Origin of the sequence: Mariniflexile jejuense (assembly GCF_042675665.1) — a bacterium.
In the GTDB taxonomy this organism is placed as follows: domain Bacteria; phylum Bacteroidota; class Bacteroidia; order Flavobacteriales; family Flavobacteriaceae; genus Mariniflexile; species Mariniflexile jejuense.
Genome location: NZ_JBHTJI010000041.1, coordinates 1 through 2469, shown reverse-complemented (window position 1 = coordinate 2469; position 2469 = coordinate 1). Strand labels below are relative to the sequence as shown.

Annotated in this window: 2 protein-coding genes; both read left to right on the top strand. The window is 30.7% G+C overall.

Translation table 11 applies throughout. From position 1 onward, the window contains the following. Positions 1–551 precede the first annotated feature (551 nt). Positions 552–1070 (top strand): SMI1/KNR4 family protein, encoded by a 519-nt coding sequence (locus ACFQ1R_RS13200; RefSeq protein WP_379926736.1) that lies wholly within the window; start codon positions 552–554, stop codon positions 1068–1070. Between the two features lie 203 nt (positions 1071–1273). Continuing rightward, positions 1274–2221 carry an FRG domain-containing protein gene (locus ACFQ1R_RS13195; RefSeq protein WP_379926735.1) on the top strand — a complete coding sequence of 316 codons (948 nt, stop codon included), beginning with the start codon at positions 1274–1276 and terminating at the stop codon, positions 2219–2221. Positions 2222–2469 lie beyond the last annotated feature (248 nt).

Sequence of the window (2469 nt, the reverse complement as noted above, 5' to 3'; positions counted from 1 at the left end):
AACACCGTGTATAAAAAATTGCTATTTTTAGCTTAACCAATGTGAGTTGCTTTGCTTGCTTGCATCTGATTTTCCTACGGAAAATCCTCGCACACAAGCACGCAACTTTCCATACACATAGACGTTATGTAGCAGTAAAAACCCAGAAAAAAGCAAACGTAAATTTTGCGGAAATTAAGCGGAATATTACTAGATTTTTGAACTGTATAAAAAAACAAAGTTTGCGGAATTATAAAAATAGCGGAATTTCTAAAAATTTAAGCTAGTAAAAATTAATAGAACGGAATTCTAAAAACGGAAACGGAAAACCAAAAATTGCGGAGAAAGAAAAAATATCAAAAACTAAAAAAAAAGGACATTTAAATCTTTGTCTAAATTCAAAACCGCTACATAACATGGTATAAATTTAATTGCTTGTAGTTACTTAATCGGAAAAATCCTGCGGATTTTTCCTTTGGCTTGCGTTTTTTTGTTATTTTAGTACCTAATCCACGCAACTAAAAATTATACAAAACGTTGGCAACAATGTAAAAAAACCGAAATCTAATAAAATGATTGATATAATTAAACCAAACGAATTCGGGAAAATAAGCTCCAAAGCAATTTTAGAATTTGAAAAACAAATTGGTTTTTCTTTACCCAAAAATTATTCTGACTTTTTAAAAGCCAATAACGGAGGACAGCCAAAATTGGACACAATAACAGTAAATATTGAAAAAGAGAATCAATTGTGGTCTCTTAAATATTTCTTTGGATTGCATAATAAAGAATATTGGGCAAGTATGTTTTCAACTTTAAAATCTTTAAAAAATAGAATACCGACAGAGTTTTTGCCTATTGCAAATGACGGTGGTGGAAACTTTTATATTATAAATTTATCTAAAGAAAATTTTGGTAAAATATATTTTTGGAATCACAATAATGAGTCTGAAAATAGCGGAAATAAATTTTATGGAAATATAATTCCCCTTTTTGATTCATTTTTGGAATTGACTGAAAGTCTAATAAAAGACGTAAGGGATATTGAAATTAAAATTGTCGAAACTGACGATGAATTTATAATTGAATAAAAACACAGTTGCCAACACCGTGTAAAAAACATTGCTTATTTTAGTTAAGCCGTTTGGTCGTTGCTTTGTTTGCTAGCTTCTGATTTTCCTTCGGAAAATCCTCGCACACAAACACGCAACGTTTCTTACACATAAACGTTGGGCAACATTATACAAACTAATACAGAAGGAACATATTATAAAGAACCACTCTTAAACAACATATGGAATTAGAGGAATACAGTACATTTGAAGAAAAGATGCCATATTTTGTTAATGGAGGATTTAAGATAGATGAAAATTCAAACATAAATGGTGTCTTTTCAAAACTCAAAGAATTTCAGACAAAAGGAACAGGGTTTATCTATCGAGGAGTTCCAGAGGCAAAGTTTAGGTTGTATAATTCTGCGCAAAGAGTTTATATGACTAAAGACTTACATATTAATGTACCAGTTGATTCAATCCAAGAACATTATAATGAATTTATAGAAAGTGCTATTGAAAATTGTAAGATTTGGAATAATGGAGTTATAAAACAACTTCTTAAGAATGGAGGTGTAGACCCACAAAACTCTCTCGCATACTTAAGCTACATGCAGCATTATGGTGCTCCAACTCCATTACTAGATTATTCTTTTAATCCCTACATAGCTTTGTTTTTTTCATTAAATAAAGAGCCTTATTGCGAAAGTGAAGTGGAGATAGAAAACTATCTGTCTTTATATTATTCTCACAGTGAATCTAATACATTTGACACGTGGAAATATGTGTTTGATAATAATTTAAAGAAGGAAGGAATACTTTATGAAACTGTGTCCAAAAATGATTTGTCTATTTTACTACCAGACAATGAATTGTATAAAATAATCAACAATGCTAACATAATCAATCAGGAAGGGTTGTTTTTTTATAATAATCATCCTTGGTATCCTTTGGAGCAAAACTATTCAGAATATGTAAAGTTCATGAAAAAAGAAGTGGGTGAACGAAGATGGAGAGAAACATTAATGCTTGATACTGTATCTGGTTGCTTTAATATTCATAAAAAATTAATTCCTAAGATTAACGAAAAACTAATTAGTCTTGGCATTACAGAAGATTATATTTACCCAAACATGACTAAGTTTAAAGAAAACATAACAGAGAAAGCTATATCTAAATCAAAAAAATAACGTTGCCCAACATCGCATATACCTAATGGCTGTTTTACTGTACTTTGCAAGGCTTTTCGCCCGCACAAACTTATTGTAGTTTGACAGTTGAATCGCCCGCAATCCGCCACTAGGCATATGCGTAACGTTGGCAGTAAGTAGAACAAACCAAAATTATATGAATTTTATAAAATCAATCTTAATTACCATTGTAATATTCTCTTGTGCTTCAAGTGGAATTCTTCAAAGCGAAGACAAACTTGTTGGTA